19 protein-coding genes are annotated in these 19,687 nt (G+C 65.3%); 8 read left to right on the top strand and 11 right to left on the bottom strand.

Annotation, left to right across the window (positions count from 1 at the left end):
• Positions 1 to 247: 247 nt before the first annotated feature.
• From KIH45_RS10935 to hemH, 3 genes are read left to right on the top strand one after another with little or no spacing between them, the layout of a single operon-like run.
• Positions 248 to 1,045: an Mrp/NBP35 family ATP-binding protein gene (locus tag KIH45_RS10935; protein WP_225899865.1), complete on the top strand. Its 798-nt coding sequence runs from the start codon at positions 248 to 250 to the stop codon at positions 1,043 to 1,045.
• Positions 1,042 to 3,453 (top strand): xanthine dehydrogenase family protein molybdopterin-binding subunit, encoded by a 2,412-nt coding sequence (locus tag KIH45_RS10930; protein ID WP_213176021.1) that lies wholly within the window; start codon positions 1,042 to 1,044, stop codon positions 3,451 to 3,453. The genes KIH45_RS10935 and KIH45_RS10930 overlap by 4 nt, the downstream gene beginning before the upstream one ends.
• A gap of 9 nt (positions 3,454 to 3,462) precedes the next feature.
• Complete coding sequence (hemH, locus tag KIH45_RS10925; RefSeq protein WP_225899825.1) at positions 3,463 to 4,500, top strand: ferrochelatase; 1,038 nt, start codon at positions 3,463 to 3,465, stop codon at positions 4,498 to 4,500.
• A 150-nt stretch (positions 4,501 to 4,650) separates the two neighbouring features.
• Here the strand turns inward: hemH and KIH45_RS10920 are convergent, their stop codons facing one another.
• Positions 4,651 to 5,259 (bottom strand): HNH endonuclease, encoded by a 609-nt coding sequence (locus KIH45_RS10920; RefSeq protein WP_213176119.1) that lies wholly within the window; start codon positions 5,257 to 5,259, stop codon positions 4,651 to 4,653.
• A gap of 284 nt (positions 5,260 to 5,543) precedes the next feature.
• Between KIH45_RS10920 and gluQRS the strand changes: the two genes are divergently transcribed.
• Genes gluQRS through KIH45_RS10905 form a run of 3 tightly spaced genes read left to right on the top strand, consistent with a single transcriptional unit; the run spans position 5,544 to position 7,221 of the window.
• The gene (gene gluQRS, locus KIH45_RS10915) at positions 5,544 to 6,401 is read left to right on the top strand and encodes a tRNA glutamyl-Q(34) synthetase GluQRS (RefSeq protein ID WP_213176020.1); all 858 of its coding nucleotides are present in this window, start codon (positions 5,544 to 5,546) and stop codon (positions 6,399 to 6,401) included.
• A 9-nt stretch (positions 6,402 to 6,410) separates the two neighbouring features.
• Entirely contained in the window at positions 6,411 to 6,638 is a 228-nt protein-coding gene (locus KIH45_RS10910) for a hypothetical protein (RefSeq protein ID WP_066763587.1), read from the top strand.
• A gap of 10 nt (positions 6,639 to 6,648) precedes the next feature.
• Positions 6,649 to 7,221, top strand: coding sequence for a cob(I)yrinic acid a,c-diamide adenosyltransferase (locus tag KIH45_RS10905; RefSeq protein WP_213176019.1), 573 nt, complete (start codon positions 6,649 to 6,651; stop codon positions 7,219 to 7,221).
• A 6-nt stretch (positions 7,222 to 7,227) separates the two neighbouring features.
• Here the strand turns inward: KIH45_RS10905 and KIH45_RS10900 are convergent, their stop codons facing one another.
• The 7 genes from KIH45_RS10900 to exbB all read right to left on the bottom strand — a co-directional run bounded on the left by KIH45_RS10900 (position 7,228) and on the right by exbB (position 13,245).
• Positions 7,228 to 7,545 carry a PepSY domain-containing protein gene (locus tag KIH45_RS10900; RefSeq protein ID WP_213176018.1) on the bottom strand — a complete coding sequence of 106 codons (318 nt, stop codon included), beginning with the start codon at positions 7,543 to 7,545 and terminating at the stop codon, positions 7,228 to 7,230.
• A complete protein-coding gene (locus KIH45_RS10895; protein WP_213176017.1) occupies positions 7,542 to 8,126 on the bottom strand; it encodes a ferric reductase-like transmembrane domain-containing protein in 585 nt (194 codons plus the stop codon). Before KIH45_RS10895 ends, KIH45_RS10900 begins: the two co-directional genes overlap by 4 nt.
• Positions 8,126 to 8,809 carry a Fe2+-dependent dioxygenase gene (locus tag KIH45_RS10890; protein ID WP_213176016.1) on the bottom strand — a complete coding sequence of 228 codons (684 nt, stop codon included), beginning with the start codon at positions 8,807 to 8,809 and terminating at the stop codon, positions 8,126 to 8,128. Before KIH45_RS10890 ends, KIH45_RS10895 begins: the two co-directional genes overlap by 1 nt.
• 58 nt (positions 8,810 to 8,867) lie before the next feature.
• The gene (locus KIH45_RS10885) at positions 8,868 to 11,213 is read right to left on the bottom strand and encodes a TonB-dependent receptor (protein WP_213176015.1); all 2,346 of its coding nucleotides are present in this window, start codon (positions 11,211 to 11,213) and stop codon (positions 8,868 to 8,870) included.
• An 83-nt stretch (positions 11,214 to 11,296) separates the two neighbouring features.
• The gene (locus KIH45_RS19365) at positions 11,297 to 12,046 is read right to left on the bottom strand and encodes an energy transducer TonB family protein (protein WP_213176014.1); all 750 of its coding nucleotides are present in this window, start codon (positions 12,044 to 12,046) and stop codon (positions 11,297 to 11,299) included.
• The gene (gene exbD, locus KIH45_RS10875) at positions 12,043 to 12,471 is read right to left on the bottom strand and encodes a TonB system transport protein ExbD (protein WP_213176013.1); all 429 of its coding nucleotides are present in this window, start codon (positions 12,469 to 12,471) and stop codon (positions 12,043 to 12,045) included. Before exbD ends, KIH45_RS19365 begins: the two co-directional genes overlap by 4 nt.
• Before the next feature lie 3 nt (positions 12,472 to 12,474).
• On the bottom strand, positions 12,475 to 13,245 hold the full coding sequence (gene exbB / locus KIH45_RS10870) for a tonB-system energizer ExbB (protein WP_213176012.1): 771 nt from the start codon (positions 13,243 to 13,245) through the stop codon (positions 12,475 to 12,477).
• Positions 13,246 to 13,463: 218 nt separating this feature from the next.
• Here exbB and KIH45_RS10865 point away from each other — a divergent pair, with 218 nt between their 5' ends.
• Positions 13,464 to 13,778 (top strand): hypothetical protein, encoded by a 315-nt coding sequence (locus tag KIH45_RS10865; RefSeq protein ID WP_213176011.1) that lies wholly within the window; start codon positions 13,464 to 13,466, stop codon positions 13,776 to 13,778.
• Between the two features lie 25 nt (positions 13,779 to 13,803).
• On the opposite strand, the gene KIH45_RS10860 is transcribed toward KIH45_RS10865, so the two are convergent.
• From KIH45_RS10860 to mutS, 3 genes are read right to left on the bottom strand one after another with little or no spacing between them, the layout of a single operon-like run.
• Positions 13,804 to 14,064: a hypothetical protein gene (locus KIH45_RS10860; RefSeq protein ID WP_213176010.1), complete on the bottom strand. Its 261-nt coding sequence runs from the start codon at positions 14,062 to 14,064 to the stop codon at positions 13,804 to 13,806.
• Positions 14,065 to 14,082: 18 nt separating this feature from the next.
• Entirely contained in the window at positions 14,083 to 14,466 is a 384-nt protein-coding gene (locus tag KIH45_RS10855; RefSeq protein WP_213176009.1) for a YidH family protein, read from the bottom strand.
• Between the two features lie 42 nt (positions 14,467 to 14,508).
• A complete protein-coding gene (mutS, locus tag KIH45_RS10850) occupies positions 14,509 to 17,115 on the bottom strand; it encodes a DNA mismatch repair protein MutS (RefSeq protein ID WP_225899823.1) in 2,607 nt (868 codons plus the stop codon).
• A gap of 148 nt (positions 17,116 to 17,263) precedes the next feature.
• On the opposite strand from mutS, the gene KIH45_RS10845 reads away from it, so the two are divergent.
• Complete coding sequence (locus KIH45_RS10845; protein WP_213176008.1) at positions 17,264 to 19,534, top strand: NADP-dependent malic enzyme; 2,271 nt, start codon at positions 17,264 to 17,266, stop codon at positions 19,532 to 19,534.
• Positions 19,535 to 19,687: the final 153 nt, after the last annotated feature.

Below are 19,687 nucleotides of genomic sequence, written 5' to 3'. Positions count from 1 at the left end.
CGCACAAACCTGAGCAAACGGCCCTTGCCGCCGACTGGACGCAGCGATGACCCCCGACGAAACCGCAATCCGCAACGCGCTCGAGACCGCAGCAGGCGACAGGCTCGCCAGCTTCCGGCTGGGCAAGGACGCGACGACGATCGTGCTGGAAGTCGGCGGGCTGGACCAGCTGGGCCGCGACAAGCTGGAAATCGCGGTGCGCGGCGCGGTGCGCGATTTCGATCTGCCGCCGCTGCGCATTGCCCAGATGGCCGAACGCGGCGACGGCCCGCCGCCCAAGCGCGGTCCCCGCATCATCGCGGTGGGTTCAGGCAAAGGCGGTGTCGGCAAGTCGACCGTGTCGGCAAACATCGCCGTCGCCCTTGCGAGTATAGGGGTGAAAGTCGGGCTGGTCGATGCCGACATCTACGGCCCGTCGCAGCCGCGCCTGATGGCAAGCGAGGGCGAACGTCCGCAGGCAAAGGACAAGAAGCTGATCCCCGTCGACACCTGTTTCGGCGTGCCGATGCTGTCGATGGGGCATCTTGCCGAACCGGGTCAGGCGATCGCATGGCGCGGGCCGATGGCGGGCAATGCGCTGGCGCAGCTGATCGATGCCGAATGGGGCGATGTCGACACGCTCGTCGTCGACCTGCCGCCCGGCACCGGCGACGTTCAGCTTACGATGATCCAGCGGTTCAAGCCCGATGGCGCGGTCATCGTCTCGACCCCGCAGGACCTTGCCCTGATGGACGCGACCCGCGCGATCGGCCTGTTCGACAAGGCGGGCGTGCCGGTGATCGGCGTGGTCGAGAACATGGCCGGATACGTCTGCCCCCATTGCGGAGAGGAAAGCGATCCCTTTGGCAACGGCGGGGCGGAAGCGACGGCCAAGACGATGGGATATGACTTCTTGGGTCGCATCCCGCTCACCATCGACATTCGCACTGACAGCGACGCAGGCCGCCCGCCCGCTGCCGGTGAAGGTCCGGTTGCTGACAGGTTCGCCGATATTGCGCGGCAAGTCGCCGAGAAGGCGGGCCTTGCAGAGATCGCAAGCGCATGAAGGTTACGCGGCGCAAGCTCCTGATTGGCGCCGCAGCTGGCGGCGGACTGATCGCGGCATACGCGCTGCTGCCGCGCGACTATCCCGTGCCGCTATCGGCGGGTGAGGGCGAGCAGGCCTTCAACGCGTGGATCAAGATCAACCGGTCGGGCGTCGTCACCATCGCCGTGCCGCAGCTGGAAATGGGGCAGGGCATCACGACCCTTTTGCCCCGCATCGCGGCAGAGGAACTGGGCGCGGACTGGCGGCAGGTCGCGGTAGAGCCTGCAGCGATCAGCCCGGCATATGCCGATCCTGTCCTTGCCGCGCGTTGGGGCGGTTTGCGCGATACGTGGTTGCCGTCCTTTGCCGACGATCCCGACGACTTTCTTGCCAAGAACTTCGCCAACCAGACCCGCCTCATGGCAACTGCCGACGGCACAGCCATTGCCGCCTACGAAATGCCGATCCGCGAGGCTGCCGCAGGCGTGCGCGCCGTGCTCGCGATGGCGGCGGCGGAACGCTGGGACGTTGCGTTCGAGGAATGCGAGGCCCGCGACGGTTTCATCGTCCATGGCGAGAAGCAGCTGCGCTTTGGCGAGCTGGCGGACGAGGCGGCGGAATTCTCCGCACCCAGCCCGCCGATCCTGCGGCCCGATCCGATGAGTGACGCTTCACCCGACCTGACGGTCGCAGTGGGCAATTACCCGCGGCTCGACGGTCCGTCGAAAGTCGATGGCTCGTTCCGTTTTTCGGGCGACATCCGCCTGCCCGGCATGGTCTTTGCCGCCATTGCGCACGGGCCCCTGGCCGCGTCGGAACTCGACACGTTCGACGAAGAAGCAGGCCGCCGCGTCACCGGTTATATCGCACGGGTAGAGGGCGATTCCTGGCTCGCCGCTGTAGGCTCCAGCCAATGGGCTGCGGAAAAGGCGCTGCGCCGGATGAAGCCGCTGTTCAAGGCGACACGCGGACTTCCCGACGATACGACGATCGCCGAAGGCCTCGAACGCGCGCTGGCCGAAGGCACGCCCGAGGTCATGTTCCAGCGCGGCGAAACCGAGGTTGCGCTGGAAGGGCTGGGCGTGGTCGAGGCGCGCTATACCATCGCGCCCGCGCTGCACGGCACGATCGAAACCGCGACCGCCACCGCCCGCTTCCAGTCGGGCAGGCTGGAGATCTGGGCCGCGGCACAGGCACCCGAACAGGCCCGCGAACAGGCCGCCGCCGCCGTCGGCCTGCCGGTCGAGGACGTCGTGCTCTATCCCGTCGGTGCGGGGGGCAGCTTCGATGCGCGCCTCGAATACCGCATCGTGCGCGAAGCCGCCGCGATCGCCCGGGCCGTGGGCCGCCCGGTGCAACTGACCTACTCGCGCTGGCAGGAGCATCTCACGGCCCTGCCGCGCCCGCCTGCCGTGGCCGAAGTCAAGGCGATCACTGGCCCGCAAGGCACGGTCCACGCATGGCACAGCCGCTTTGCCTGCCAGCCCGGCGCGCACGAGATGTATGCGCGCCTGTTCGAAGGCCTGACGCCCGAGCGTGCATTGGATGCCAGTGACGGCAAGCACGATCCGGCCAACCTTTTCGGCATGGCGCCGCCCTATGCGATCGACAATGTCATGGTCGAAAGCCTGTCCGCCGATACCGGCCTTCCCGCAGGCCGCATGCGCGGCAATGCCGAGGCGCGGGCCTGTTTCGTGACCGAAAGCTTTATGGACGAAGTCGCAGGCGCAGCGGGCGAAGAACCGTTGGCCTACCGTATGGCAATGCTGGGCGGAAACCCGCGCATGGCCGAATGCCTGCAAGGCGCGGCGCAGCTTGGCGAATGGGACGGCGGCGGCGAAGGCACGGCACAGGGTATCGCCTGCTGGCAGATGGTCGACCCCGCGGGCCGCGAAGGCGGCGGTGGGCGCATCGCGGTCGTCGTGCGGGCAAGGCCGGGCGAGAACGGGGTGGAAGTATCCTCGATCGCGGCGTGGTGCGATATCGGGCGTATCCCGCACTATGAACTGGCGCTGCAGCAGATCGAGGGCGGCTTGCTCTTCGGCATAAACCAGGCGCTGGGCATGGGCGTCACCTTCAAGGGCGGGTTGCCGCAGGAACAGACGCTGGGCGCGCTGCGGCTTGCAGGTCTTTCGCGCATTCCGGAAATCAGTGTCGGCTTCGCACAGAACGATGCGCCGCCTTTCGATCCGGGCGAAATCGGCATGGTCGCGGTCGCGCCCGCGATCGCCAATGCGCTGCGCTCTGCCACCGGCACGCGGTTCCGCGAACTGCCGATTCCGTTGGGGCGCACCACGCTTGCCCCGACGCCCCCGCCCAGCGAGACGCCCGCGCCCGAAGTGACCGAGGCGGCGAGCGAGGCGGACAGCGTCGATGTGCCCGAAGCGGAACCTTCGGAGCTTCCCGACGGCACGATGGCTGATTAAGTAACGGTCATGGACAGCAAACCCGGCACTCCGATGGACAGGCCCGCAGGCCATCCCGACGCACCCACCGGCAAGGTCGCGGTGCTGCTCGTCAACCTGGGGACTCCCGACGCGCCCGAGGCTGGCGCGGTGAAGCGCTACCTCGGTGAATTCCTGTCGGACCGGCGCGTGGTGGAGATCCCGCCGATCGTCTGGCAGCCGATCCTTCGCGGGATCATCCTCAATACGCGGCCGAAAAAGTCCGCCCATGCCTATTCGCAGGTCTGGGGTGAGGATGGCTCTCCGCTGGCCGCGATTACCGCGCGTCAGGCGAAGGCGCTTCAGGTGCGGCTGGGCGACGGGGTGAAGGTCGACTGGGCGATGCGCTACGGCAATCCCTCGATCGCGGATAAAGTGACCGCGCTGAAGGATGCCGGATATGACCGCATCCTGTTCGCGCCTCTCTACCCGCAATATTCGGGCGCGACGACGGCGACGGCGGTCGATGCGCTAGGCAAGGTGCTGGCCGACATGCGCTGGCAGCCCGCGATCCGTACGCTGCCGCCCTATCACGACCATCCCGCCTATATCGCGGCGCTGAAGGACGATATCACGCGGCAGCTGTCCGATAGTTCGCCCGCGCCCGATGTCCTGCTGCTCAGCTTTCACGGGATGCCCGAACGCACGCTCGAACTGGGCGATCCCTACCATTGCCATTGCCGCAAGACCGCGCGCCTTCTGGCAGAGGCGCTGGCGGGCGAGTTTCCCAACATGCGCGTCGACACGACGTTCCAGTCGCGCTTCGGCAAGGCCAAGTGGCTGGAGCCCGCGACCGACCTGACGATCGAGGCTGAGGCCAAGTCGGGCACGCGGTCGATGGCGGTGGCGATGCCGGGCTTTTCGGCGGACTGCCTCGAGACGTTGGAGGAAATCGCGCTGCAAGGCCGCGATACGTTCATGGAAAACGGCGGCGAAAGCTACGTCGCGCTGACCTGCCTCAACGACACGCAGCCGGGCATGGACATGCTGGAAACGCTGATCCGGACCGAACTGGGCGGCTGGATCTAGAAAACGACAAAGACGATTTTCGTCAGCGCGTGGCGAAAGGCGCAAATCGCGAGAACCGGCGCGCAGCGACCTTTCGGGTCGTGAGCACCGGAAGCGCAGCGAGTTGCGTCTTGCAGGCCGCGATGGCGGGAATCCTCTTGAACCGGAGCGCTACTCCTCCAGTTCGATGTCCCAGTAGAGCCAGTCGCGCCACGTCTCGTGCAGGTAGTTCGGCGGGAAGCCCTTGCCGCGTTCCTGCAGTTGCCAGCTGGTCGGCCTGATCGGCGGCACCTGCAGCGCCATGTGCGCCTGTTTCGGGGTGCGGCCGCCCTTCTTCATGTTGCAGGGTGCGCAGGCGGTGACGATGTTTTCCCAGCTCGTCACCCCGCCAAGCCGTCGCGGGACGACATGGTCGAACGTCAGGTGATGCGGGCTGCCGCAATACTGGCACGAGAACCGGTCGCGCAAGAACAGGTTGAAGCGCGTGAAGGCGGGGAATTCCGACGGCTTCACATATTGCTTCAATGCGATCACCGAGGGGATCTGCATGTCGAGCGAGGGGGAGTGGACCTGCCGGTCGTAGCTGGCGACGACGTCGACGCGGTCGAGGAAGATCGCCTTGATCGCGGTCTGCCAGGGCCAGAGGCTTAGCGGGTAATAGGATAGCGGTGTGTAGTCGGCATTCAGAACAAGAGCCGGGCAGCTATTGAGCTTTCGCGTCGGATCACCGTCCGCACTGGAAAGCCTTGCCCTGGTTTCGATCAGACCGGACTGGAACATCGCCGTATTCGCCCCCCTGTCAGCCACGTCATGCCGGCAAGACCCGTCTGATTGCCAACCCCGAAGGGTTCGGCAGGGGCACCGCCGTTTCGGTTCGCGCTTTCGCAGGCGAGCATGACCGGTTGATGACGCATCGCATGTAAGAAATCAGCATGGCGGGGCGGTTTGGGCAAGAGGGTCGCGCACAGGCTATCCACAGTCCTGTTCACAGGGTTGTCCGCGTCCCGTCCACAGGGTGATCCACAGCGTGACTCGTTGGGGCGGGTCGCGCTAGATCACCGGCCATGGAAACCGTCACCCGCTTTGCGCCGAGCCCGAACGGCCCGCTGCACCTTGGCCACGCCTTTTCCGCGATCGTCGCCCATGACATCGCGCGGGAGCGGGGTGGGCGGTTCCTCGTTCGGATCGAGGATATCGACGGCGCGCGCAGCAGAGTGGAATTTGCCGAAAGCGCACTCGCCGACTTGCAATGGCTCGGCCTCGATTGGGACGGGGAGGCCATCCGCCAGTCGGAACGCATCACCGCCCATGCCGAGGCGTTGGAGCGCTTGAAGGCTATGGGCCTAGTCTATCCCTGCACTTGCACCCGCGCGCAGATCGCGGCGGCGGCGAGCGAGGTCGGCCCCGACGGTCCGGTCTATCCCGGGACCTGTCGCCACGCCGAAATCGATCTCGATGCGCCTGCTGCGTGGCGGCTCGATATGGCGCAGGCTGTGGCGCGCACCGGCCCGCTGACGTGGATCGACGAACTGGCCGGAGAGCAGGAGGCGCGGTCCGACCTGTTCGGCGATGTCGTGTTGGCGCGAAAGGATGCGCCGGGAAGCTATCACCTTGCCGTGACGCTCGACGATGCGCGCGACGGCAGTACGCTGGTGACGCGCGGCGCGGACCTTTTCGCGTCGACCCATGTGCATAGGCTGCTTCAGGCGCTGCTGGGCCTGCCGGTGCCGCGCTGGCACCACCATGCCTTGTTGGTCGAGGAAAACGGCGAGAAATTGGCCAAGCGGCGCGGTTCGCCTGCCTTATCGGACCGGCGCGCGGCGGGTGAGGACGGGCTGGCGCTGGCCGCCGATATCAGGGCGGGGCGCTTCCCCGACGGCCTGTCACTTTCGGGACTCGAAATCGGGCGCGAAAATCCCTAACTGGGGGCCATGAAGTACATCCTCATTATCGCGCTGGTGGCTCTTGTCGCCATGGTTGTCGTCTCGCTGGTTCGCGGCATCGTCGCATTCCTGCAAAGCACGAAAATGGATCTCGAAGGCGGGGATGAACGCGTGAAAGAAATGCAGCTTCGCCAGAACAAGGCGATGATGTCGCGCATCAAGTACCAAGCCGCCGCGATCCTTGTCGCGATGGTCCTGCTGGCCGCCGTTTCCTGACCTTCGCGCCGTGGTAAAACTCAACAAGATCTACACCCGCACCGGTGACGACGGGACGACGGGGCTCGTCGACGGTTCGCGGCTTCCGAAACATGCCGCGCGCATGGATGCGATCGGCGCGGTGGACGAGGCGAACTCGGCGATCGGCCTTGCCATAGCGGCCTTGGATGCGGGCGAAACGCACGATGTGCTGACCCGCGTACAGAACGACCTGTTCGACCTTGGCGCCGATCTTGCGACGCCAGGTGAAGACTTCACGCCCGGCGAAATGACGCTGCGCATGGTACCCGAACAGGCCGAATGGATTGAAGCTCGCATCGACGCAGCGAATGAAAGCATCGAGCCGCTGACCAGCTTCGTCCTTCCGGGCGGAAGCGAGGCTTCGGCGCGCCTGCACGTCGCCCGAGCCACCGTGCGCCGCGCCGAACGCACGATTGCGGCGCTTGGCGCGGCAGAGCCGGTCAATCCGGCGGCGCTTACTTACATCAATCGCCTGTCGGACCTGCTCTTCGTGCTTGCCCGCGGGGCTAACGAAGGCGGGAAGCGCGACGTGCTCTGGGTGCCGGGCGCCTCGCGCGGGTAAGCCCGCTCAGCCGGTGAAACCTTGCTTGCGGTAGATTTCGCTGCCGCGGCGAAACACGACCAGCTTTTCCAGCGTCACGGGGTGGAAGAACGCCTCGATCGCCATGCCACTTTCGGTCTGCGCATAGACTTCGTAGCAGTCGCCTTCGACCTGCAGCTTCTGGACCTTCCAGCCTTCGAGCCAGGCCTTCTTCTTCAGCTTGTCGATCTTCTGCCACTTGGCTTGCGGGCCCGAGTTGCACTGCACGTCGCCATCGGCGAGCGCGGGGCTGGCCGAGAGCAGCGCGGCAGTGGCGGCCATGACGGCGAGGGACTTGCGGATCATGCGACTTTCCTTCGGTTGAGGCGGCGGCGGAATTGCACCGCGAAGCGCAGCGCCCATGCAAGGGCGACCGGCGCGAGATGGATGAGGGACGGACCCCATGCTCTGTCGAGCAGGGCCCAGTGGAGCAGAGCGAGGATGAACGCGGCATAGACGCCCTGCTGGATGCGCTTCCACCGGCGACGGCCAAGTGCCGCCATCGCGCGGTTCGTGCTGATCGCGGCGGCGGCAAGCATGAAGGCAAAGCCGAGCCAGCCGGTCCAGATCGCGGGCAGGGCGAATTCGGCTATGATCGGGGCAAGCGCGCCCATGTCGATCGCGTAGAAAACGAGGTGCAGGGCGCCATAGCCGAAAGCGGCGACGCCGAGATTGCGGCGAATGGCGACCCACCCGCGCAGGAAGCGGTTGGGGCCGAATACCTCGATCAGCGGCCCGGGCAGCAGCGCGACGACCATCAGCCGCAGCGACAGCTCACCCGTCGGGTGCAGCAGGTCCATCGCCAGCGCGCCGCGGGCAAGGTCGGCGATCATCAGCGCGGCGGGCACTGCCAGCGCAAGCCAGAAGAGAGCTTTCCTTGGCCGCATCACACGTTCGCCCACCGGCGTACGAGGTTGTGATAGACGTGGATCAGCCGGTCGATGTCGGCATCGTCCTTCGCCTTGCCGACCGACAGGGCGCGGATGGACTGGTCCATGTCGTAAAGCATCGCGCGGGCCGAGGCGTCGGCCACCGCGCTCTGCATCCAGGTGATCGCGCAGATACGCTGGCCGCGCGTGACGGGCGTGACCTGGTGCAGGCTGCCCGAGGGGTAGAGCACCATGTCGCCCGCGTTCAGCTTCACCGCCTGCGCGCCGTAGCTTTCCTCGATCACCAGCTCGCCGCCGTCATAGTCGTCGGGGTCGGACAGGAAGATCGTTGCCGAAAGATCCGAACGCAGCGTCAGACCCGCTTCGGGAAGCCGCATCAGCGCGGCGTCGGAATGCGTGCCGTAATGGCCGCCGTCCTGATAGCAATTGAACACTGGCGGCCAGATCTTCTCCGCCAGCGAGGCCGAGACGAATTCGGCATGGTTGCCCAGCTTGCGCAGGATCGTCTCGCCCAGTTCGCGGGCGGTGTCGTCGGTGCGGGGAAGTTGCAGGTTCTGCTTTACCGCGACCGAGCGCGAGCCTGCCGTGTCGGCACCATCGACCCATCCCGCACGCGAAAGCTGCTCGCGGAAACTCGCGACTTCGTCTTCGCTCAGGACATTCTCGATCACGATCAGCATGGTCGGGCTTTCATAAACGGACGGGGGCGACCGCTGGCCGCCCCCACCCTGATTGGCGTCAGAACTTCGCCGTGACGGTAAGCGTCGTGCGGCGTTCGTCGCCCTTGTAGAGGAAATGGCCGCTGCGATAACCGGCCTGATAATAATCCTCGTCGCCCACGTTCGTCATGTTGACGCGCGCACCGATGTTCGGCGTGAACTGGTAGCTCGCGAAAGCATCGAAGACCCAGTAGCTGGGGATGCGGTAGGTATAGACGCCCAGCGTCTCGTTGTACCCTGCCGCATCGTCGGGCTGGCCCGCGAACATCGCGCTCTTGTACGTTGCCGTGCCGCCGAATGCGAAGGCATCGGTCGCCTGGTAACGGACCTGACCGCTGAACTGCGTGTTGGCGAAGTTCGACAGGCGGCGGCCGATCTTGGACGGATCGTTCGAACCGGTGATCTCGCTGTCCATCAGGGTCAGCGCGGCCTGGCCCGACAGGCGCGAGGTGAGGTTGCCGACAAGACCGAACTCGACACCGCGCACGCGGTTCTTGCCGGTGTTGAGCGAGCCGCCCTCGCTGTACCCGTCGCCCGCGCTTTCGAAGACGTCGTCCTTGGTGATCTGGAACACTGCTGCGGTCGCCATAAAGCGGTCGTCGAACAGGTCGGCCTTCACGCCCGCCTCGAAGCTTTCGCTGCTTTCGGGGCGGCCGTCACCGATGTCGGTGCCGTCAGCGACGCAGATGCCGCCATAGCCGCAGTTGCCGCCAAGGTCGGATTCGCCGCCGTTGATGTTCTTGGCCGTACCCCAGTTGAAGTAGAGATAGACCTCTTCCATCGGCTTGACGCCGACGCCGGCGTGGCCGTTCCACAGCGTGTCCGAGTAAGTGTAGTTTGTCGGCTCGCTAGCGCCGCGGCCAAGCACGTCATTTGAATAGTCGAAAGCATCAAGACGCACGCCGCCGTGGACCGAGAGCCATTCGTTCAGATCAACCGTGTCCATCGCGTAGAACGACAGGGTTTCGACCTTCCAGTTGCTGTCGATGGTGCCGTCGGCAATGTCCCGCTGCAGCAGGCCATGCAGGTCGTCGATGATGACGTTCCGGTTCTCGTCCGTGATGCAATAACCCGGGCTGGCGCCGAAGCGGCCATTGGTGACGCAGTTGGTCGCACCGTTCTGGGTAAGGTCATAGGTGCCGTTGGCGACCTTCATGTTCGAATATTCCGAGCCGACGATGACCGAGTGGCTGATCGAACCGGTGTCGAATTCACCCAGCACGTTGAACTGGTTGGTGAAGTATTCGACTTCCTGATTGCCCTGATGCGTGCTCAGCGTCAGCGGCGCATAAGTGCCGGCGTCGGGATCGTAGGCACCGCCGCGAAGGCCTGTCAGGACATAGCCATTGCTCGTCTCGCCATAGCGGGTCGAATTGGTGATGGTGAAGCCGTCCCACGGCGTGATGAAGATGCGGCCGGTGAACGTGTCGACCTCGGTGTCGAGGAAGTCGCCGTCCTGCGCATAGTTGGGCACGTCGTCCCACGGACCGTAAACCGTGACGTTGCCTGCCGTGCCGGTCGGCGCGGGAACATAGCCGCCAAGGTCGGGCGTGTCGTTCGCCGTCAGGTGGTAATAGTCGAGCAGGACGCGGATCGTGTCGTTCGGGGTCCACGCGCCCGAAACCGCCGCGCCCCAACGGTCGCGGTCCGAATAATTGCGGTTGGGGATCTCCTCATAGGAATAGAGCCCGTTGACGCGCACGGCGAGCGTGTCGGTCAGCGGGATATTGGTGTCCAGCGTCGCGCGGTAATAGTCATCGGTACCGATGCCGCCGTCGATGCGGGTGAACATGTAGTCGGTGCTGGCCTGCTTGGTGATCGAGTTCACCGCGCCGCCCGTGGCGCCGCGCCCTGCGAAGGACGAGCTGGGGCCCTTGGTGATCTCGATCTGGTCGACGACGAAGCTTTCGCGTGTCGTCATGCCCGGATCGCGAAGGCCGTCGACAAAGACATCGCTGCGCGCTTCGTGGCCACGGATGATGAAGCGGTCGCCGAAGGCATTGCCGTTCTCGCCGGTGCCGATCGTCACGCCGGGCTGGGCCGAGAGGATCTCGCGCATGTCGTTGGCGCCTGATTCCTCAATCTGGCGCTCGGTCAGGACGGTGATCGTCGCGGGCGTTTCGGACAGCGGCTTGGCGCGGCGTACATCGCCGGAAATGCGCGCCTTATAGGGAGCGCCTTCCTGCGTGTAGGGGTTGGAGTCGGCGGTGTGGTCCTTGATCTCCAGCGTGTCGAGGACGATTTCCTCGTCCTCTGCATCCTGCGCAAGCGCGGGCTGGGCAAGGAAGGCAGCCGAAACGCCGGCGGCAAGGGCAGTGCCCTGGCGCAGCGAGATCGGCTTGCGAATGTTGTTAGTGCGACGCATTTGCAATGTGTTCCCTCAATCCTGGTGTTGTTCGCGATGGTGTTCTTGTTGTCGGTGGTTGGGTGGCCCGGGGCCGGTAGGCGCTATTTGCGGGACAGCGCGTAATCGATGGGCAGGGCGATGGTCAGGCTCTCGCGCCCCATCTCCTTCGGGATGGGCGGCAAGGGCGAAACCCGCTGCATCAGGTCCAGCGTGGCGGTGTCGAGCAGGTCGTGCCCGCTGCTGTTCTTGATCGCGCTGGTCGTGACATTGCCCGAACGGTCGATGGTGAAGCGAACGGTGACCACGCCTTGCTGGCCAGCCTTCTTCGCTTCGCTCGGATATTTCTTCTTGCGCTGGAGGTGCGCCATGAGGAGCCGGTAGTAGTCCGCCGCTTTCTTCTTGGCGCGCGGATCGTCGCCCGGCGCATCGCCTGCGCCTTGCGATACGGCAGCCGGCTTTGCGGCGGGCTGCGGCGTTGGGACTTGCGCGATGCGCGGCGCGGGTGCGGCGGTCTGGACCTTGACCGGCGGCGGCAGTCGGACCGGATCGGGCGGCAGCGGGGCCTGCACCTCGGGGATGTCGATCTCCGGCGCGAGGTAAGTGGGCAGTTCCTGCGCCACGGGCTGCATCTCGGGCGCCGGCGGGGCCGGATCTGCGCTCGCGCTCGTCGCTTCCTCGGCAGGGCCATGGGGCTGCATTTCCACTTCCATCACCGGCTCGGGCAGCGGCGGCGCGTCTTCGGCGCGGACCAGCAGGACTGCGGCCAGCGCAGCACCGTGCAGGGCCAGCGCGCCGACGGCGGCGGCTGTCCAGAGACGCTTGTCGTCGTGAAAGGCGTGGGCCGCAGTCACGAGACTTCGGTGCCCTCTGCGCCCATCAGGGCGACGCGCAAGTATCCGGCAGAGCGCAGCGCGTTCATCGCGTCCATGATTAGCTCGTAGGGAACGGCCTTGTCGGCGCGCAAGAAGACGCGGGCCTCGTTGTCGCCGTCCGATGCTTCGGAAACGGCACTGCCGAGCGCGGCGAGTTCGACCGGACGGTCGTTGACGGTCAGGCGGCCGTCCTGCTCGATCGTCAGGAACAGCGGCTCGTCAGGGCGTGCCGAAGGTTCGGCATTGGCGACGGGAAGGTCGACCTTCACGTCAACCGTCGCAAGCGGGGCCGCGACCATGAAGATGATGAGCAGGACGAGCATCACGTCGATGAACGGCGTGACGTTGATCTCGTGGTTGACGGGAAGTTCGTCCGCGTCGCCGCCGGAGAGTTTGAACGCCATGGCTCAGCCCGCCTTGGCCGTGCCGCGCGAAAGATCGCGCGAGACGATCTGCATGACGACTGCTGACCCATCGGAAATAACGGCGCGGTTGGCGGCGACCTGCTTGGAAAAGTGGTTGTAGATGACGACCGCCGGGATTGCGGCGATGAGGCCCATCGCGGTTGCCAGCAGCGCCTCGGCAATGCCGGGTGCGACGACGGCGAGGTTCGTGGTCTGCTTCTCGGCAATTCCGACGAAGGCATTCATGATGCCCCAGACGGTGCCGAACAGGCCGACGAAAGGCGCGGTCGAACCGATCGTGGCAAGCACGTTGATGCCGCGCATCATGCGGCGCGCGCAAAGTGCTTCGTGGCGTTCGAGGCGGGAGGCGACGCGCTCTTTCACCCCTTCGCGATCGTCAAGAGCATCGGCGGAAAGCGAAAGCTCGTCCCGCGCGGCGGCGATCAGCGGATTGGCGGCAATCGCGCCCTCGGCATCGCCGATCCCGCGCAGCGAGCGCAGCGCGTCGAGGCGGGTGCGTTCTTCCTTGCCGATGGCGGAAAGCTGCTTCTGCTTGGCTGCGAAGACCGTCCAGGTCAGCACCGATGCGGCAAGCAGGCCGATCATGACCAGCTTCACCACCCAGTCGGCCTGCAGGAACATGTCGGCGACCGACAAGCGGCCCGGGATTCCGTCAGCCGAAGCGTGCGCAACACCGGGAAGCGCCAGCGCGGCAAGCATGACGAGGCCACGCGGCTTCACGAGCGATGCGATGATGCGATTGGCCTGACCCACGAAATTCTCTGTCCTTGATGCGTACGATTCGCCAGCACGGCGCTTCGTTCTACAGGCGGACTATTGCTGTTGAGAGTTATTCGCAAGAGCAAATTGGCCCGATCCGAATATTTCGTGGCTCAATCGAGCAGACGTGATCGCCATGCGGATAGGGTGCTTGGGGAACCAGAGCGCCTCGCAGCCGTAGGTCAGGCAAGACCGAATGAAAGGAAATACCAATGGCGAAGAACAGTGAACTCGCCCCCGAGAACTTCAACGACGAGCAGCACGACGAAGACGCACAGGCCCAGACCTTTGCCAACCAGGCGATCGGCCGCGCCGTCAGTAGCTTCGGCACCGAGGACGGCGAAAAGCCCGAAGGCTCGATCACGTCGGACGACGATACCGAAGACCTCGTCGATCACATGAAGCAGATGACCAAGGGCGGCATCGACATGAGCGCCTATCGCGGCGAGCCGAACATGGACGACAACACGTCGAAGTACGGCAAGTCGAACGTCATGAAGGATGAGCCCGGCAACTCGGAGAGTTGAGCCGGAAAAAAGTAACGCTGGCGGGCTAGTCCTCGCGGGCGGACATCACGAGGTCGAGCAGGTTGCGCGCAGCTTCCCGCTCGGCCTCGTCTTCGAATGCGACGTCGAGATCGGGCTCAGCCCCGTTCATCGCCAGAAGCACCCAGATTACGAAGCGCTTGGCAGGATCGCGCTCCAGCCCGAAGTCCACACGCATCTTCTCAACCCCCGCTTCGCGCGCGGACGGAGGAACGGCGGCAAGATCGGTAGTACCGAAATAGCGAAGAAGAAGATCGTCGAACTGCATGGCGAACCCTTAACGGTGTCAGCCGACGAGGGGAACATCCGCGTTGCGCATCAGCCAGATCGCGATGGCCAGAACGACCGCCCCGGCAGCCACGGCCCAGGCGACGTAACGCAAATGGGGCGCATCGGGGGCATCGACCGAATGGGATTTCATGCGCGTGACTGCGCGGCACGCCCGACGTTCTGCCGTGATGGCAAGGAAGGCGGCGAGAAGGATAAAAATCGTCGCGATAACGCGTGCCAGCCAAGGGGGCTCGAGCTCTCCGAACAGGGCCTTGAAAGCCAACCCGATGCCGATTGCGGCAAACGCGGTGCGGATCCAGCCCGCGAATGTACGCTCGACCGCCATGATTGTGCGGTCTTCGGCAAGTTCGGTCCGGTCGAATTTCGCGTCATCGCCCATACCGGACTAACCGGCCAAAGCGTCGAACGGTTCCAGCAACCCCTAGGTCGCGTCCTCACCCGCCTCGCGCTTCAGGGCATAGAGCATGTCCAGCGCCTCACGCGGCGATAGCGCATCGACATCGATTCCGCGCAAAGTCTCGCGCAAGGTATCGCACTGCTCTTCCTCGGCTTCGGCAGCCGCGGCGAAAAGCGGCAGTTCGCCCAGCCCCGCACCAAGCCCGCCGGTTTCCTTGCGACCCTTCTCCAGCTTGTCGAGGATCGTCTTTGCCCGCGCGATGACCGGCTTGGGCAGACCGGCCAGCCGCGCCACGGCAAGACCATAGCTGCGATCCGCCGGCCCTTCGGCCAGTTCGTGGAGCAGGACGAGATCGCCCTTCCATTCCCGCGCCCGCGCATGGTGCAGCGAAAGTGCGTCGCAGGTTTCGGCAAGCCGCGAAAGCTCGTGGTAGTGGGTCGCGAAAAGACAGCGGCAGCGGACGGTTTCGTGCACCGATTCCGCAACCGCCCATGCAAGGGCAAGGCCGTCGTAAGTGCTGGTCCCGCGCCCGACCTCGTCCAGAATAACGAAGCTGCGGTCGGTCGCCTGACTCAGGATGGCGGCGGTCTCCACCATCTCGACCATGAAAGTCGAACGCCCGCGGGCAAGGTTGTCGGATGCGCCAACGCGGCTGAACAGGCGGTCGACGATGCCGATGCTTGCCGCCTCGGCCGGTACGAATCCGCCAGCTTGCGCCAACAGGACGATCAGCGCGTTCTGGCGCAGGAAGGTCGATTTACCGCCCATGTTCGGGCCGCCGATCAGCCAGAGCCGGTCTTTGACCGAAAGCGCACAGTCGTTGGCGACGAAGCGTTCGCCCGTTGCCGCAAGCGCTGCCTCGACCACGGGATGCCTCCCGCCCCTGACGTCGAGCGCGTTGTCCTCGCGGATATCGGGCAGCACCCAGCCGCCTTCAGCCGCACGTTCGGCCTGACCTGCGCTGACATCGATGCGGGCGAGGGCCTGTGCGGTGGCGGCGATGGCCTCTTTCGCTTCGACCGTCCGCTGGACCAGTTCCTCGAAGTGCGCTTCTTCCGCTGCCAGCGAACGCCCGCCCGCCTCGGCGATGCGGCTCGCTTCCTCGTGCAGGGCAAGCGCGTTGAAGCGCACCGCGTCCTTCATCGTCTGGCGATGGGTGAAGCCGCTTTCGGCTTCCATCAGCTTGTCCGCATGGCGCGCGGGCACTTCGATGAAATAGCCGAGCACGCCATTGTGCTTGATCTTCAGCGTCGAGATGCCGGTCTCGTCACGATACTTCTGCTCCAGCGCAGCAATCGCCCGGCGGCCATTCTTTGAAATCGTGCGCAGTTCGTCGAGCGAGGCGTCGTAGCCTTCGGCGATATAGCCGCCGCTGCCCCGCTCGGTCGGCGGCGCGGCGACAAGCGCGCGGGTCATCAACTCGCATAGCGCGCCATGGCCCGCCAGATCCGGCAGGAGGCGCGTGAACAGCGCGGGCAGACTTTCATGCTGGCCGAGCAGGTCGTGCAGGTTGCGTGCCCCGCCAAGCCCGTCGCGAAGCTGACCAAGATCGCGCGGACTACCGCGTCCCGCGACGACGCGGCCGAGAGCACGGCCGATGTCGGGCAGGGCTCGCAGTGCGCGGCGCAAATCCTCCCGCAGCAGGGCGTCGTCGAACAGCCATTCGACCGCCGAGAGCCGTTCGCGGATCGCGCCCGCATCGGCGAGCGGCGCGGACAGATCCTCGGCCAGAAGGCGCGCGCCCGCGCCGGTCAGGCAGCGGTCGATGCAGTCGATCAGGCTGCCCTTGCGCATCCCGGTCGAGGACTGGGTGATCTCAAGGCTGCTGCGCGTTGCCTCGTCCATGGCCAAATGCCCACCCGGCTCACGCAGGCGCGGCGGCAGGACCAGCGGCATCGTGCCGCGCCCGACATGTTCGAGATAGGCGACCAGCCCGCCCGCCGCGGCAAGGTGCGCGCGCCCGAACGTGCCAAACGCGTCGAGCGTGGCAACACCGTGGAGCGACTTCAGCCGCGCTTCGCCGTCGTCGCTGGAGAACGTAGTGCGGGGCCGTTCGATCGCTTCGGCCGGGGCTTCGTCCCAGCCTTCGGGCACGATGACTTCGGCAGGGCCGATGCGGGACAGGGCGGCGGTTATCCCTTCGGGCGCGACGCATTCCAGAGCCATTTCACCGGTCGAGATGTCGATCGCGGCAATGCCGACCTCTTCGCGAAGCGGTGCCAGCGCGGCCAGCACGTTGGCGCGCCGCGATTCCAGCAGCGTGTCCTCGGTCAGCGTGCCCGCGGTCACGAAGCGGACGATGTCGCGCTTTACCAGCGCCTTCGATCCACCGCGGGCCTTGGCCTCTGCCGGGGTCTCCACCTGCTCTGCAATCGCGACGCGGCATCCGGCGCGGATCAGGCGGGCCAGGTAATTGTCCGCAGAGTGGACAGGTACACCGCACATGGGCACCGGCTCGCCCGCGTTTTCGCCCCGCGTCGTCAGCGCAATGTCGAGCACGCCGGCAGCGGTCTTCGCGTCGTCGAAAAACAGTTCGAAGAAGTCGCCCATGCGATAGAACAGCAGGCAATCCCCTGCCTGTTCCTTCAGGCTGAAATATTGCTGCATCATGGGAGTGGAGCCGCCGGCCATGGGCGGGAGCGTTAGCGTATGCCCCGCCGATTCGGCAAAGCTCCGCACAACGATTGTCCCCGATCCATAAAACCGCGCCTTTGCCCCTATCGCTTATGACAGGAGGCGTTATAGGCGGGCACACATCAGCGAAGGCAAGGAGGACGCTTTGGCGGACGAGGAAAGCAACACGAAAGCCAGCTTCACCGAGCGCGAGGCCCTGTTCTACCATGAGACGATCCGTCCCGGTAAGATCGAGATCATCGCGTCCAAGCCCATGGCGACGCAGCGCGACCTCTCCCTCGCCTATTCGCCCGGCGTTGCCGCGCCGGTGGAGGCGATTGCCAGGAACCCCGCCGATGCCGCCCGCTATACCGCGCGTTCGAACCTCGTTGCCGTGATCTCCAACGGTACCGCGATCCTCGGTCTCGGCAATCTCGGCGCACTGGCGTCGAAGCCGGTGATGGAAGGCAAGTCGGTCCTGTTCAAGCGCTTTGCCGACGTCGATTCCATCGATATCGAGCTGAACACCGAAGACCCGGAAGCCTTCATCAACGCCGTCGCGCTGATGGAGCCGAGCTTTGGCGGCATCAATCTCGAGGATATCGCCGCCCCCGAATGCTTCATCATCGAGCAGGCCCTGCGCGAGAAGATGAACATCCCGATCATGCACGACGACCAGCATGGCACTGCGATCATCGCGGCCGCTGGTCTTATCAACGCATGCCACCTGACCGGCCGCAAGATGGACGAGCTCAAGATGGTCGTGAACGGCGCGGGCGCTTCGGCGCTGGCGTGTACCGCGCTCATCAAGGCGATGGGCGTGCGCCACGACAATGTGATCGTGTGCGACCGTTCGGGCCCGATCTACCCGGGCCGCGAAAACGTGGACCAGTGGAAGAGCGCGCACGCCGTCCCCACCGAGGCGCGCAGCCTTGAGGAGGCGCTGCATGGCGCGGACGTGTTCCTTGGCCTTTCCGCTGCCGGCGCGCTGAAGCCGGCATGGGTCAAGAACATGGCCGACAGCCCGATCATCTTCGCGATGGCCAATCCCACGCCCGAAATCACGCCCGACGATGCCCATGCCGTGCGTCCCGATGCGATCGTGGCAACCGGGCGTTCGGACTATCCGAACCAGGTCAACAACGTGCTGGGCTTCCCCTTCATCTTCCGCGGCGCGCTCGACGTTCAGGCCACTGCGATCAACGAAGAGATGAAGATCGCCGCCGCCAAGGCTATTGCCGAACTCGCGCGCGATCGCGTGCCTGAGGAAGTGGCCGTGGCCTACGGCGTGAACCACCAGTTCGGCCGCGACTACATTATCCCTGCGCCGTTCGACCCGCGCCTGATGGAAGTCGTGTCCTCCGCCGTTGCCAAGGCGGCGATGGATTCGGGCGTCGCTAAGGCCCCTATCGCGGACTTCGACGAATACCGTCACAAGCTGAAGGCCCGTCTCAACCCCACGACGTCGGCGCTGACCAGCGTTTACGAGCGGGCCAAGGCGAACCCCAAGCGGGTCGTCTTTGCAGAGGCCGAGGAAGACGTCGTGCTGCGCGCGGCGATCCAGTTCCGCGACTTCGGCTATGGCGAACCGATCCTTGTCGGCCGCACCGAGAAGGTGAAGGAAAAGCTCAAGGAACTCGGCGTCGCGGACATCGACACTTACGAGATCCAGAACTCGGCGCAGAGCGAGTATGTCCCCGAGATGGTGGACTATCTCTACAACCGCCTGCAGCGCCGCGGCGCGACGGAGCGTGACGTGCGCCGCATGGTCAACCAGGACCGCAACGTCTTTGCCTCCCTGCTCCTCGCGCTCGACAAGGGCGATGCGATGATTTCGGGCCTGACGCGCCCGTTTGCGCAGACGATCAAGGAAGTCGGTCTCGTCCTCGATCACGGCAAGGACGAAGTGCCTTTCGGCATCCACCTGATGGTGGGCAAGAACTACACCGTGTTCCTTGCCGACACGACGATCAACGAACGGCCCGATTCCAAAATGCTGGCCCACATCGCGAAGGAGACCGCCAAGGTCGCCCAGCGACTTGGCCATGAACCGCGCGTCGCGTTCCTGTCCTATTCGACCTTCGGCAACCCGGCGGGCCGCTGGCTTGAGAACATCCGCGAGGCGGTGCACATCCTCGACGCAGAAGGCGTGGACTTCGAGTACGAGGGCGAAATGGCGCCCGACGCCGCGCTGAACCCCACGGTCATGAAGCTTTACCCCTTCAGCCGCCTGTCCGCGCCGGCCAACGTGCTGGTCATGCCGGGGCTGCAGTCGGCCAACCTGTCGGCCAAGCTGCTGCGCGAACTGGCAGGGGCGACGACGATCGGCCCGATGCTGGTCGGTATGGAAAAGCCGGTCCAGATCGCGCCGATGACCGCGATCGCGCCCGACGTTCTGACGCTGGCGGTTCTGGCCGCTGCCGAAGTGGTCGGCTGACCTGTAATAAGCCCTTCAGGGTGACAAAGGTGACACCGTGTCACCCACTGCAAACCCCGCGCGAGGCCAAGGCCAGCGCGGGGTTTCGCGTATCTGCGACAAGGTGACAGGTTCACCGGCGAATTCGACAATCGGAAAGAGCGACGCGCATGA

The sequence above is a fragment of the Croceicoccus gelatinilyticus genome, from assembly GCF_018398395.1.
In the GTDB taxonomy this organism is placed as follows: domain Bacteria; phylum Pseudomonadota; class Alphaproteobacteria; order Sphingomonadales; family Sphingomonadaceae; genus Croceicoccus; species Croceicoccus gelatinilyticus.
The sequence above is the reverse complement of the archived record's forward strand: the minus strand, read 5'-3'. Positions and strand labels throughout refer to the sequence as shown.